The following is a 12,644-nucleotide window of genomic DNA, read 5'->3' on the forward strand; positions in this document are numbered from 1 at the left end:
GAGAAGGTGATGACTCAGCAGGAATTCAACAGCCGCCGTCAGGCGCTGTTGGCGAAAATGGCTCCGGCCAGCGCGGCAATTATTTTCTCTGCGCCGGAAGCAACGCGCAGTGCAGACACAGAATACCCTTACCGTCAGAACAGCGATTTCTGGTATCTGACTGGTTTCAACGAGCCGGAAGCGGTGTTGATTCTGGTGAAGAGCGACGAGACGCATAACCACAGCGTACTGTTTAACCGGGTGCGTGATCTGACGGCAGAAATCTGGTTTGGCCGCCGCCTGGGACAAGATGCTGCCCCGGCGAAACTGGGCGTGGATCGTGCGCTGTCGTTTGATGAAATCAACGAGCAATTACCCCTGCTGCTCAACGGTCTGGACGTGGTTTACCACGCGCAGGGCCAATATGCTTATGCCGATCAGATCCTGTTCACGGCGCTAGACAAGCTACGCAAGGGGTTCCGCCAAAACCTGCAGGCACCGGCGACTATGACGGACTGGCGTCCATGGCTGCATGAAATGCGTCTGTTCAAGTCGTCGGAAGAGATGGCGATAATGCGCCGCGCTGGTGAGATCAGTGCATTGGCACATACCCGTGCGATGCAGAAATGCCGTCCCGGTATGTTCGAATATCAGCTAGAGGCGGAGATTCATCATGAATTCACCCGCTCCGGCGCCCGCTATCCGTCTTACAACACCATCGTCGGTGGGGGTGAGAACGCCTGCATTCTGCACTACACCGAGAACGAAAGTGAATTGCGCGATGGAGACCTGGTGCTGATCGACGCAGGCTGTGAGTATAAAGGTTATGCAGGTGATATCACTCGTACCTTCCCGGTCAACGGCAAATTCAGCCGACCGCAACGCGCGGTGTATGACATCGTGCTGGCGTCACTGACGCGAGCATTGGAGATGTTCAAGCCGGGTATCAGTATCCGTGTCGTGAACGACGAAGTGGTACGTATCATGATTACCGGGCTGGTTGAGCTGGGGATCTTGAAAGGCGAAGTGGAGCAGTTGATTGCCGAGCAGGCGCACCGCCAATTCTATATGCATGGTCTGGGGCACTGGCTGGGGCTGGATGTGCATGATGTCGGCCATTATGGCACGCCAGACCGTGACCGTACGCTGGAGCCGGGCATGGTGCTGACTGTTGAGCCGGGGCTGTATATTGCGCCGGACGCAGATGTGCCAGAGGAATATCGTGGCATGGGCATTCGTATTGAAGACGACATTTTAATCACCGCGACCGGCATTGAGAACCTGACTGCCAGCGTAGTGAAAGACGCTGACGCCATAGAAGCACTGATGGCGGCGGCAAGGTAATAGCATGAGTGTAATCATCGTTGGTGGCGGTATGGCGGGCGCAACGTTGGCGCTGGCTATCTCGTCACTTACTCAGGGACGATTGGCGGTTGATTTGGTCGAAGCGACCCGGCCAGACGACCGCAGCCATCCGGGATTTGACGCCCGTGCCATTGCCTTGGCGCAGGGCACTTGTCAGCAGTTGACGCGCATCGGCGTTTGGCCTGCGTTGCGTGACTGTGCGACGGCCATCACCCAGGTGCACGTTAGCGATCGCGGCCACGCCGGGTTCGTTAATTTGCACGCGGAGGATTATCAGGTCGACGCGTTGGGGCAGGTGATTGAGCTGCACGATGCAGGCCAACGGCTGTTTGCGCTGCTGGCCAAGGCGCCAGGTGTTACGCTGCACTGTCCGGCCCGAGTGGTCGATGTTGTACGCACGGCAGAGCAAGCCGAGGTGCTGCTGGATAACGGTCAGCGTATCAGCGGGAAACTGCTGGTAGCGGCAGATGGGTCGCGCTCGGCACTGGCGCAGGCCTGTAATGTGCAGTGGCAGCAAAGTGACTATCCGCAGTTTGCTACCATAGCCAATGTCACCACCGCCGAGCATCCGCAGGGGCGTGCCTTTGAACGTTTCACCCGCTACGGGCCTTTGGCGCTGTTACCCATGTCGCAGGGGCGCAGTTCTCTGGTGTGGTGCCACGCGCGTGAAGATCGCGAACAGATCGATGCGTGGGACGATGAGCGTTTTATCAGTGAATTACAGCAGGCATTTGGCTGGCGCTTGGGACGCATCCTTCGTGCCGGTAAACGCCACAGCTATCCGCTCAGTCTGCTGACGGCCAACCAACATGTCAGCCATCGGCTGGCACTGGTGGGGAACGCCGCACAGACGTTGCATCCGATCGCCGGTCAGGGCTTCAATCTTGGCCTGCGGGACGTGATGTCGCTGGCGGAAACGTTGGCAGAAGCGCAGCATGCTGGGGAAGACCCTGGCGGTTATGCGTTGCTGAGCCGTTATCAGCAACGGCGGCATCAAGATCAGCAGGCGACCATTGGTGTGACGGACGGTTTGATCCGGTTGTTTGCCAATCGTTACGGTCCCTTGGTGGTTGGCCGCAATCTGGGCCTGATGGCGATGGCCCAGTTACCGACGGTGCGTGATGCCTTTGCCAAGCGAACCTTGGGCTGGGTAGATCGCTAAGCGGTTTCTAAGTTAGGGCGCAGCGTGCTGTGCCCAAATCGCTGTGCAATGGCTGCATAGCGAGTCATTTAAGGAAATTAAGCAGCATGCAATCATTTGACGTGGTTATCGCCGGTGGCGGTATGGTGGGGCTGGCAATGGCCTGCGGTTTGCAGGGCAGTGGCCTGCGTGTTGCCGTGCTGGAGCATCAGCAGCCAGATATGACGCCGCCGCAGCCACAGCCAGCACTGCGTGTATCCGCTATCAACGCCGCGAGCGAGCGTTTGCTGCAACACATTGGCGTGTGGGACGAGATCCTCAACCTGCGTGCCAGTGCCTATAACGCGATGGAAGTGTGGGATCGCGACAGCTTCGGCAAGATTGCCTTCCGCGGCGACGAGTGTGGCTTCAGCCACCTCGGCCATATCATTGAAAACTCAGTGATCCAGCAAGCCTTGTGGAAGCGGGCGGAGAGTTTGAGTGATGTCACGTTGATCACTCCGGCGAAGCTTAAACAAGTCGCCTGGGGCGAAAACGACGCTTTTATCACGCTGGAGGATGGCCGTATGCTGACCGCCCGGTTAGTGATTGGAGCCGACGGTGCCCATTCCTGGTTGCGCCAGCATGCTGATATCCCATTGACCTTCTGGGACTACCGTCATCATGCGTTAGTTGCCACCATCCGTACCGAAGAGCCACATTTGGCGACGGCGCGGCAGGTGTTTCATGGCGATGGCATTCTGGCGTTTCTGCCGTTCAACGATCCGCATTTAAGCTCGATCGTGTGGTCAGTGTCGCCGGAAGAGGCTGAACGCCTGAAACAATTGGAACCAGAGCAGTTCAACCGTGAGCTGGCGATGGCGTTTGATTTACGCCTTGGCACCTGTACCGTGGAAAGTGAACGTCAGACCTTCCCGTTGACCGGGCGTTACGCCCGTAGTTTTGCCGCACACCGTTTGGCATTGGTAGGGGATGCAGCACATACCGTGCATCCGCTGGCTGGCCAAGGGGTCAACCTGGGCTTTATGGATGCCGCGGAGTTGATTGCTGAGCTGCGTCGTTTGCAACGTCAGGGCAAAGACATTGGTCAGCATCTGTATTTGCGTCGCTATGAGCGCCGCCGTAAGCACGGTGCCGCGGTCATGCTGGCCAGTATGCAAGGGTTCCGCGAGCTGTTCGATGGCAACCATCCCGCGAAGAAACTCCTGCGTGATGTTGGACTACGGTTGGCTGACAGCCTGCCGGGCGTGAAGCCAAAATTGGTACGTCAGGCGATGGGCCTGAACGATCTGCCAGAGTGGCTGGCCTGACGACAGCCTGAGAGAGGCCGTCAGGCCTCTCTGTCTCCTATCTTTGTATGATCACACTTGCCAACAGTGCAGGCCTGCGCCTCATATTCATCGCTTTTTCCTAAATAACCCTTCATTTGAAATAATCTAATTTCAGGTCAATTTTCCCATTACTTTTTCTAATCCCATAATGAGTTATCAAAAGTCTAAATCCCGCATCAGGCCGTATATTTGTTATATAACTTCGGATTTTTGGTGCTTTAATTGTTGGTTTTGTGCCTTAAAGCGCAGTTTTACAGTTAAAAACTCTGCACACTAACCCGGATTTTTACTGGCCCTGAACGGCGTTAAGCCTATTTTAACTTATGGTTAATGTGGTCGTTCGGTGATAACGTCAGAACAAAGGTATCGTTTGCGTCGCGGCGGTTAGCCGTCTTTGGGCGCTATCATCGTAATGTTAAATACCCTAAATAATTCGAGTTGCAACGCGGCGGCAACCGATCGAGCACGATGAGCTTATATAAGTAAGTGATTCGGGTGAGAAGAGCAGCCAACAAAGAGGCGGCTTGAATTATGACGGGGATTTGTGGAGTGAGGGAAAAGATGGCAAAGCAAACCCCATTGTACGACCAGCACGTGGCGTGCGGTGCGCGTATGGTAGATTTTCATGGCTGGATGATGCCACTGCATTACGGCTCCCAGATCGATGAGCACCACGCCGTGCGTCAGGATGCCGGTATGTTCGATGTCTCCCATATGACCATTGTGGATCTGCACGGCGCCCGTACCCGTGAGTTCCTGCGTTACCTGCTGGCGAACGATGTCGCCAAGCTCACTCAGCCTGGTAAAGCGCTGTATACCGGCATGTTGAATGCGTCCGGCGGCGTGATCGACGACCTGATCGTTTACTTCCTTACTGAAGATTATTTCCGCCTGGTGGTGAACTCCGCCACGCGTGACAAAGACCTGGCCTGGATCGAAGAGCATGCAGCTCCGTACGGCGTAGCCCTGACGGTGCGTGACGATCTGGCGCTGGTTGCGGTGCAAGGCCCACAGGCCAAAGAGCGTGCCGGTACCTTATTTACCCCAGAACAAAAAAATGCGGTTGAAGGTATGAAACCGTTCTTCGGCGTACAGGCCGGAGATCTGTTTATCGCGACCACCGGTTATACCGGCGAAGCGGGTTATGAAATTGCGCTGCCAAAAGAGCAGGTCGTGGATTTCTGGCAGAAACTGCTGGCTGCTGGCGTTAAGCCTGCGGGCCTGGGCGCGCGCGACACATTGCGTCTGGAAGCGGGCATGAATCTGTACGGGCAAGAGATGGATGAAGGTATTTCGCCATTGGCTGCCAATATGGGCTGGACTATTGCCTGGCAGCCGGAAGATCGTCAGTTCATTGGCCGCGACGCGCTGGAAAAACAGCGTGAATTAGGCACAGAGCAACTGGTCGGCTTGATCATGACGGAAAAAGGCGTATTACGTAATGAGCTGCCAGTACGTTTCACTGATGCAGCAGGCCAAACGCAAGAAGGGGTGATCACCAGCGGTTCATTCTCACCGACTCTGGGGTTCAGCATTGCCCTGGCTCGCGTGCCTGCTGGTATTGGCGAACAGGCTATCGTACAGATCCGCAACCGCGAAATGCCGGTTAAGGTCACCAAGCCTGGATTCGTGCGTGCCGGCAAGCCGCTGACTAATTAACTTTTTATTGGTTATTCCCCAAGGATTTTGTGCAGTAGCCAACAACGCTACGGTGTGAAAGACGCAGGGAAATTATTTCTTCGAAGGAGTATTGGGCGATGAGCAATGTGCCAACTGAATTGAAGTATGCAACATCCCATGAGTGGGTGCGTGACGCAGGCAATGGCGAATATGTTGTAGGCATTACCGAACACGCGCAAGAACTGCTGGGTGACATGGTGTTTGTCGACCTGCCAGATGTGGGCGCGACCGTTTCCGCTGGTGAAGACTGTGCGGTTGCCGAGTCGGTGAAAGCCGCCTCCGACATTTATGCCCCTATCAGCGGTGAAATCATCGCGGCCAACGATGCGCTGGAGAGCTCTCCGGAGCTGGTCAACAGCGATCCGTACGGCGAAGGTTGGTTGTTCCGCATTAAGGCTTCCGACCCTGCCGAGCTTGGCAACCTGCTGGATGCCGCAGCTTACCGGGCCTCGATCGACGAGTAACCGTTGCAACGCCCCGGGCCTTTTGGCCGGGGCGTTTTAGTTATAGATCAAGCTATATCCCGTAATCCCGTACCACGTAAGAATTCAGGAATTTGTAGCAATGACTCAGACACTCAGCCAACTTGAACACAGCGAAGCGTTTATCGAACGTCACATCGGCTCTTCTGCAGAACAACAGCAGCAGTTGCTGGAAGCGGTGGGCGCACGCTCGCTCAACGCGCTGATCCAACAGATTGTGCCGGCAGATATTCAACTGCCTGCGCCGCCGCCGGTGGGCGATGCGGCTACTGAACATCAGGCGCTGGCCGAACTGAAGGCGATTGCCTCGCAGAATCAGCGCTACAAATCCTATATCGGTATGGGTTACAGCGCGGTGCTGACGCCTCCGGTGATCCTGCGTAATATGCTGGAAAACCCAGGCTGGTACACCGCTTATACCCCTTATCAGCCAGAAGTATCACAGGGCCGTCTTGAGGCGCTGTTGAACTTCCAGACAGTGACCCTTGATCTGACCGGTCTGGATCTGGCATCCGCTTCATTGCTGGACGAAGCCACAGCCGCAGCCGAAGCGATGGCGTTGGCCAAGCGCGCCAGCAAGCTGAAAGATGCTAACCGTTTCTTCGTCGCTGATGATGTACATCCTCAGACGCTGGACGTTGTACGCACCCGTGCTGAAACGTTTGGCTTTGAAGTCATCGTCGATAAAGCTGAAAAAGTATTGGAGCTGCAGGGCGTGTTTGGCGTGCTGCTGCAACAGGTCGGCACTACGGGTGAGCTGCACGATTACAGCGCACTGCTGGCCGAACTGAAAAACCGTAAAATTGTCACCAGCGTGGCTGCTGACATTATGGCGTTGGTGCTGCTGACTGCACCGGGCAAACAGGGCGCAGACGTCGTATTCGGTTCCGCACAGCGCTTTGGCGTACCGATGGGCTACGGCGGTCCGCATGCTGCCTTCTTCTCTTGCCGTGATGAATTCAAACGCTCAATGCCGGGCCGTATCATTGGGGTTTCTCGCGATGCTGCCGGTAACACCGCACTGCGTATGGCGATGCAAACCCGTGAGCAACATATTCGCCGTGAAAAGGCTAACTCGAATATCTGTACCTCGCAGGTACTGCTGGCCAATATCGCCAGCCTGTATGCGGTGTACCATGGTCCACAGGGCCTACAGCGTATCGCTGGGCGCATTCATCGTCTGACCGACATTCTGGCCGCTGGGTTGCAACAGGCTGGCCTGCAACTGCGCCACAAAACCTGGTTTGACACCCTGACGGTGGAAGTGAAAGACAAGGCTGCGGTACTGGAACGCGCGTTGAGCTTCGGTATCAACCTGCGCACCGATATTCATGGCGCAGTGGGCATCACGCTGGACGAAGCCACCTCACGTGAAGACGTACAGACCCTGTTCGCCTTGCTGGTCGGTGACAACCACGGTCTGAACATTGACGCACTGGACGCGGCAGTGAGCAAAAACAGCCAGTCGATCCCTGCCGGTATGCTGCGTCAGGAACCTATCCTGACTCACCCCGTATTTAACCGCTACCACAGCGAAACCGAGATGATGCGTTATATGCATCGTCTGGAACGTAAAGATCTGGCACTCAATCAGGCGATGATCCCATTGGGTTCATGCACCATGAAACTGAATGCCGCTGCGGAAATGATCCCGATTACCTGGCCTGAGTTCTCCGAGCTGCATCCGTTCTGCCCACCAGAGCAGGCGGCAGGTTATCAGCAGATGATCGGTCAGCTGTCACAATGGTTGGTGCAATTAACCGGTTACGATGCGGTTTGCATGCAACCGAACTCAGGTGCGCAGGGTGAATACGCCGGTCTGCTGGCAATCCGTCGTTACCATGAAAGCCGTAACGAAGCGGGCCGTCATATCTGTCTGATCCCAAGCTCTGCCCATGGTACCAACCCGGCTTCTGCTCAGATGGCAGGCATGAGTGTGGTCGTGGTGGCGTGCGACAAGAATGGCAACATCGATCTGCACGATCTGCGCATTAAGGCAGAACAAGCGGGTGAAGAGCTGTCTTGTATTATGGTGACTTACCCGTCGACCCACGGCGTGTATGAAGAAACCATCCGTGAAGTGTGCCAGATCGTCCATCAGTTTGGCGGCCAGGTTTACCTCGACGGCGCCAACATGAACGCTCAGGTGGGTATCACTACCCCGGGTTATATCGGTGCGGATGTTTCTCACCTTAACCTGCATAAAACCTTCTGTATCCCGCACGGCGGCGGTGGCCCAGGTATGGGTCCAATCGGCGTTAAAGCACACCTGGCACCGTTTGTTCCGGGCCACAGTGTGGTGCAAATTGACGGTGTCACAACCCAACAGGGCGCGGTTTCTGCAGCACCGTTCGGTAGCGCCTCTATTCTGCCAATCAGCTGGATGTATATCCGCATGATGGGCGCGGAAGGGTTGAAGCAAGCAAGCCAGGTCGCGATTCTGAATGCTAACTACATTGCGACTCGCCTGAAAGACGCTTATCCGGTGCTGTATACCGGCCGTGATCACCGTGTGGCGCATGAATGTATTCTCGACATTCGTCCACTGAAGGAAGAGACCGGCATCAGCGAAATGGATATTGCCAAACGTCTGATTGACTACGGTTTCCATGCACCGACCATGTCGTTCCCGGTTGCGGGTACGTTGATGGTTGAGCCAACCGAATCAGAAAGCAAGGTGGAACTGGATCGCTTTATCGACGCGATGCTGGCTATCCGCAGCGAAATTGATCGTGTAGCGAAAGGTGAATGGCCACTGGAAGACAACCCACTGGTGAACGCGCCACACATTCAGGCTGAGCTGGTCAGCGACTGGCAGCATGCCTATAGCCGCGAACTGGCCGTGTTCCCTATCGCCGGTGTGCGTGAGAACAAATACTGGCCGAGCGTGAAGCGTCTGGATGACGTGTACGGCGATCGTAACCTGTTCTGTTCTTGCGTGCCGATGAGCGAATACGAATAACACATTCGGCAAAGCGGATGATCAAGGGACACTGCATGATGCAGTGTCCCTTTTTTATTGTCGTCGCAGGATAACTCGAACGGAATAAGGAGCAATGATGAAAGCAGCTATTGTAAACGTCCTGGGCCAGGCACCTGTGGCCGGTAATGTGGATGAACCGACCGCGCGCGAAGGTGAAACGCTGATCACGGTGAGTGTCGCCGGCATAAAACAGCTGGATCGTGCCATGGTGGCAGGAACCCATTACTCCAGTCCGAAGAGCTTGCCGATCGTGCCGGGTACCGACGGTGTGGGCTATGCGCCAGACGGTCAGCGGGTTTATTTTGCCTCTTTCCGCCAGCCACACGGTGCGTTAGCCGAACGCACTGTTGCTTCCTGGACCGTACCTGTGCCGAAGGGCGTGGATGACGCTACCGCAGCCGCATTGATCAATCCGGCGTTCGCTGCCTGGCTGCCGCTGCACTGGCGCGCTGAGGTTCAGGCAGGGGAAACGGTGCTGATCATTGGTGCTACAGGGACTTCAGGCAAACTGGCAGTGGCTGCTGCGCGCCAGGCAGGAGCGGGTCGTATTGTCGCTGCCGGCCGTCGTCAAAGCGTGTTGGATGCATTGAGTGTGGATGCCACGGTCGATCTTTCACTGGAAGGTGCGGAACTGGTGCAGGCTTTCGCCGCAGCGGCAGGCCCAAATGGGTATCAGGTTATTGTCGATTACATCTGGGGTGCGGCCACCGAAGCCCTGCTTGCGACACTGAACAACCACGACTTGTCCTCTTACGCCGGTGGACGCGGCATTCGCTTGGTCAATGTTGGCTCGATGGCGGGGCCGGACATTCGGTTGCCCGCGGCGGTCCTGCGCAGTAATCAATTGCAGATTATGGGCAGCGGTACAGGCAATTTCCCTCCGGTGGCTGACATGCAGAGATATGCCAGTGAGATCCTGGCGCTGGCAGCAGCCGGGGAGATCTCGGTTGAGACTCAGGAACACGATTTATCCGAGATCGCCGACGTGTGGGATCTTAATAAGAAAAGCGACGTGCGTTCGGTGATCCGAATCGCCAGATAAACAGCCAACTACTCGCGGTAATAGCAGGCCAGATGAATATCTTCCGGTTCACGGACAAACAGTTCGGTATCGGGTTGGGTCATCAACTGGCAACCCTGAGACAGATAAAAATCCACGGTGTTTTTACTTGGGATAGAAGAAACATACAGCCCGAGAGCACCGTCTTGGCTGGCTTGATGTAGGCAATGGCTGAACAGACGTTTGCCCAGCCCCTTGCCACGCTGGCTGGCGCTGACATAGAAAAACAGCAACTGACGTAAGTCCTGCCGCGGCCCGCGCGGCAGGGTATCGAGCACCGCAGCTGCAAGGATTTTCTTCTCTTCGAACAGGGCGAGAAAGCGGCCCCCACGCGCAAAGCAGTGTTCATGGATCGCGCTATAGGTTTCGCGATCGTGCGGATCCCAACCCTGCAGATCGTAATGGGCGGTATAGGGCTGTAATTTGCCATTCTGCATGCGGTAGAACGTGTCGATCACTTCACTGCGGTCAATCTGCCATAGCAAATCAAGTTGATGTTGTTGCAGCAAAATAGGTTGAGTCATCGTCGGTTAATTCTCTCGTGGTGCAAGGTAATTTTCGGGCAGATCGATGATAAAACCGATGCCGTGCTCATCAAGCCCTTCGGTTATCCGCAGTTGTGCGCCAATTTTATCGGCCAGGTTTTTCGCAATGGCGAGCCCGAGACCGCTGCCGCTCTGTTGCGTACCGGGTACGCGATAAAAGCGCTCGAACAGTCGTTTGTGGTACTCCCGACGGATACCGGGGCCATTATCACGCAATGTAATATAGCAGCCCAGCGGCGACAGTGACCGGATGTTAGCTTCGATTCGCCCACCGTTTGGCGCATATTTAATGGCGTTCTCCAGCAGGTTGGTGAATATCGTAATCAGCGAATGGCGATCGGTCTCAATCATCACATTTTCACTACCATCCAGAGAGAGTTCGACGTTCTTCTCCAGTGCATAGGGGACATGTTGGGCAATGCATTTGCTGATCTCTGCGTGGATATTTACCGCTTCAATCTTCAGTGGGAAGTCTTCCGATTCCAGTTTGGCCAAGTCAATCAGTTGGCGTGACAGCGATGCGGCGCGGTCCAGCCCGTGTTGCATGTCTTCAATGATCTCCTGGCGTTCGGATTTATCAGCCACCTGGGTCAGCAGGTGCAACTGTGCCAGCACGGCAGCGATTGGGGTACGTAGCTCATGCGCCGCATCGGCCATAAAGCGCTTTTCACGCTGGTTGGCGGCATCGATACGAGCCATCAACTTATTAATTTCTAAAACGATGGGGCGAATTTCCTGATATTGCGCACGCACATTGATCGGCGATAAGTTACCCGGCTTGCGGTCAGAGATCATTCTGGCGATTTGCCGCAGTGGTCGCAGGCTGAAATAGGCCGTAACCAGCAGGGCGACAATGATTGCTGCCAGAATGACCAGCAGCGGGATCGCCGTGCTTTCCGCCGGATTGCCGAAAATAGTGGTGCGGTTGTCAAAGGACTCACCGACAATCACTCTAAATTGCTGCTTATCGCTCCAACTGCCGGCGATATGCCACTTCACGTTGGCATAGCTGATGGTGCCGGACAGCACCGAAGGCGGTAGAATCAAGGGTTTTTCTTGGGAAGGGGAGGCGTAAAGCATCTTATTATTGTGGTCATAAACCACAAATAACGGGCGATAGTCTATTTCATCCTGCATACCGTTTTTAATGGAGTCGATATACATGACTTCGATATCTTTAATAACATCAAGATAATTGAGATCGGTAATGTCCGATTTATCAAGAATATTGGCAATGCCACGTGCAACAATGCGTTGCTGATTATCCAGATATTTTTCTGCATCGGGATAATAAAGATATTTTACCCAGCCAATCAAAACACCCCAGAGTAATAATATTGCCAATACCTGAAAAATGATGGTGCGCATAAAAAAGGATTTAAAACTGATCATCCCTGGCTCTCTTTTTTTAGTAAATAGCCGATGCCACGTACGGTAATAATTCTTTCCTTACCGATTTTTCGTCTTAAATTATGCATATGTACCTCGAGGGAGTTGCTTTCCACGCTGTCGCCGTTACCGAATAAACTCTGTTCCAATGCGGCCTTACGTACCACTGTACCGGCACAGCGCATGAGCTCATGCAGTAAGCGGTACTCTTTTTTCGATAGCAGCAGCAGTTCGTCATCCAGCGTGACCTGGTGGTTCATCGGATCCAGATACAGATTTCCCAGGCTCCAGGTTTGGGAGGCAAATCCCGCCATGCGACGGTTCACTGCCTTCACGCGCGAGATTAATTCCGGTAGTGCAAAGGGCTTAGCCAGGAAGTCATCCGCGCCGGAGTCCAGACTATTGACCAGGCTTTCAATGCGATCTCGGGCAGTCAGAATAATGATCGGAATGTTTTGTCCGGCGGCGCGCCATTCGATCAGCTTTTGTAATCCGTCACCGTCGGGCAGAGTCAGATCCAACAGCATTAAATCGAAGCTGCCTTGCGTTAATTTATGTTGTGCATCATGGACCAACCGCACCCAGCACAGCTCAAACCCAGCCAACTCTAATGCACGGCACAGGGCTTTGCCCAATTGCAGATCGTCTTCCACTAACAATATATTCACGTGGTATCCGGTTTATATCAC

The 12,644-nt window shown here is 54.8% G+C and carries 10 protein-coding genes; 7 read left to right on the forward strand and 3 right to left on the reverse strand.

Translation table 11 applies throughout. The features are described 5' to 3' along the window. The first annotated feature begins 9 nt into the window (after positions 1 to 9). The 7 genes from pepP (at position 10) to SGR01S_RS20200 (ending at position 10,003) form a co-directional block, all read left to right on the forward strand. On the forward strand, positions 10 to 1,323 hold the full coding sequence (gene pepP, locus SGR01S_RS20170) for a Xaa-Pro aminopeptidase (protein ID WP_061808406.1): 1,314 nt from the start codon (positions 10 to 12) through the stop codon (positions 1,321 to 1,323). 4 nt (positions 1,324 to 1,327) lie between these two features. After that, the gene (ubiH, locus tag SGR01S_RS20175; RefSeq protein WP_061808407.1) at positions 1,328 to 2,506 is read left to right on the forward strand and encodes a 2-octaprenyl-6-methoxyphenyl hydroxylase; all 1,179 of its coding nucleotides are present in this window, start codon (positions 1,328 to 1,330) and stop codon (positions 2,504 to 2,506) included. An 86-nt stretch (positions 2,507 to 2,592) separates the two neighbouring features. Beyond that, positions 2,593 to 3,795 carry an FAD-dependent 2-octaprenylphenol hydroxylase gene (ubiI, locus tag SGR01S_RS20180; RefSeq protein WP_061808408.1) on the forward strand — a complete coding sequence of 401 codons (1,203 nt, stop codon included), beginning with the start codon at positions 2,593 to 2,595 and terminating at the stop codon, positions 3,793 to 3,795. Positions 3,796 to 4,377: 582 nt separating this feature from the next. Continuing rightward, the gene (gene gcvT / locus SGR01S_RS20185) at positions 4,378 to 5,475 is read left to right on the forward strand and encodes a glycine cleavage system aminomethyltransferase GcvT (RefSeq protein ID WP_037418244.1); all 1,098 of its coding nucleotides are present in this window, start codon (positions 4,378 to 4,380) and stop codon (positions 5,473 to 5,475) included. A gap of 98 nt (positions 5,476 to 5,573) precedes the next feature. After that, positions 5,574 to 5,960: a glycine cleavage system protein GcvH gene (gene gcvH, locus SGR01S_RS20190; RefSeq protein WP_061808409.1), complete on the forward strand. Its 387-nt coding sequence runs from the start codon at positions 5,574 to 5,576 to the stop codon at positions 5,958 to 5,960. Positions 5,961 to 6,060: 100 nt separating this feature from the next. Further along, positions 6,061 to 8,940: an aminomethyl-transferring glycine dehydrogenase gene (gene gcvP / locus SGR01S_RS20195; protein ID WP_061808410.1), complete on the forward strand. Its 2,880-nt coding sequence runs from the start codon at positions 6,061 to 6,063 to the stop codon at positions 8,938 to 8,940. A 97-nt stretch (positions 8,941 to 9,037) separates the two neighbouring features. Next, positions 9,038 to 10,003: an MDR/zinc-dependent alcohol dehydrogenase-like family protein gene (locus SGR01S_RS20200; protein ID WP_061808411.1), complete on the forward strand. Its 966-nt coding sequence runs from the start codon at positions 9,038 to 9,040 to the stop codon at positions 10,001 to 10,003. A gap of 8 nt (positions 10,004 to 10,011) precedes the next feature. On the opposite strand, the gene SGR01S_RS20205 is transcribed toward SGR01S_RS20200, so the two are convergent. The 3 genes from SGR01S_RS20205 to SGR01S_RS20215 are packed head-to-tail and all read right to left on the reverse strand — an operon-like array spanning position 10,012 to position 12,623. Then, on the reverse strand, positions 10,012 to 10,545 hold the full coding sequence (locus SGR01S_RS20205) for a GNAT family N-acetyltransferase (protein WP_061808412.1): 534 nt from the start codon (positions 10,543 to 10,545) through the stop codon (positions 10,012 to 10,014). Between the two features lie 6 nt (positions 10,546 to 10,551). Further along, positions 10,552 to 11,958, reverse strand: a complete 1,407-nt coding sequence (locus tag SGR01S_RS20210; protein WP_061808413.1) for an ATP-binding protein — start codon at positions 11,956 to 11,958, stop codon at positions 10,552 to 10,554. Then, on the reverse strand, positions 11,955 to 12,623 hold the full coding sequence (locus SGR01S_RS20215) for a response regulator (RefSeq protein ID WP_037418263.1): 669 nt from the start codon (positions 12,621 to 12,623) through the stop codon (positions 11,955 to 11,957). The genes SGR01S_RS20210 and SGR01S_RS20215 overlap by 4 nt, the downstream gene beginning before the upstream one ends. Positions 12,624 to 12,644: the final 21 nt, after the last annotated feature.

It is taken from the genome of Serratia grimesii NBRC 13537, from assembly GCF_001590905.1.
GTDB classification, from domain to species: Bacteria; Pseudomonadota; Gammaproteobacteria; order Enterobacterales; family Enterobacteriaceae; genus Serratia; species Serratia grimesii.